Origin of the sequence: Robbsia andropogonis, from assembly GCF_000970345.1 — a bacterium.
In the GTDB taxonomy this organism is placed as follows: domain Bacteria; phylum Pseudomonadota; class Gammaproteobacteria; order Burkholderiales; family Burkholderiaceae; genus Robbsia; species Robbsia andropogonis.
In genome coordinates this window covers 1-796 of the sequence record NZ_LAQU01000216.1, presented here as the reverse complement: position 1 = coordinate 796, position 796 = coordinate 1, and the positions used below count along the sequence as shown (strand labels likewise).

At 57.9% G+C, this 796-nt stretch carries 1 protein-coding gene and 1 pseudogene; both read right to left on the bottom strand.

Annotated elements, in window-relative coordinates; all coding sequences use genetic code 11:
- Nucleotides 1–598: IS5 family transposase (locus WM40_RS27225; protein WP_046154674.1), on the bottom strand; the 598-nt coding region annotated here is incomplete at its 3' end.
- 67 nt (nucleotides 599–665) lie between these two features.
- Nucleotides 666–796 (bottom strand): annotated as a pseudogene (locus WM40_RS32710) (IS256 family transposase); the annotation flags it as partial.

The following is a 796-nucleotide window of genomic DNA, read 5'->3' as shown; positions in this document are numbered from 1 at the left end:
GATCAAGCAATTTCTGTCGGTGTGATTCGGAGTCGTACCCGCGATCTGCGAGAACCACTTGAGGCATTTGCAAGGGGCGACCGCGTATGCTACGGATAGCTGGAATTGCGTCGATGAGCGGCAACAATTGTGTGACGTCATGGCGATTCGCACCGGTCAAGCTGATCGAAAGCGGCACCCCATTTGCGTCGGTCGCCACATGGTGCTTGGAGCCCGGTCGCGCGCGGTATACAGGGTGGCCAGTTTTTGTGCCCGCCCCTATAGCCCGAACGGAAGGCGAATCGACAACTACGCGTGATAAGTCGATTTGGCCCGCTGCGCGTAACTTGCCCAGCAGCACTTCGTGCAATCGGTCCCACACGCCTGCTTCTTGCCAGTCGCGTAAGCGGCGCCAACAAGTCACGCCAGAGCCGCAACCCATTTCGGCTGGTAGATCTCGCCAACGCAGTGCTGTGTGCAACACAAACGCAATGCCGTTCAATGCTGCGCGATCCGGTACCGGCTTGCGACCAGGATACTTCTCGCGACGCGCTTTCGCCTGGGACAGTAACGGTTCGAGTCGTCGCCATAATTCGTCAGCAATCATTGGCTTGTTCATCCCTTGGTCTCGTCATCACGATGGCCTAGGCTAACAGGATGTCTATAAAATTAACAGAGCCTTTCAAGTCTTTCTGAAACCGCCTCTTAGCGCTGTGCCCGTTGCGCTGATTCGTGGCCGTTGCGGGCTTCTCAGCCCCGGGCTCGTAGCCCAGATGTTGGCCGAGTTCAGCGCCCAGAGCGCGCTCGATGAGCGCCT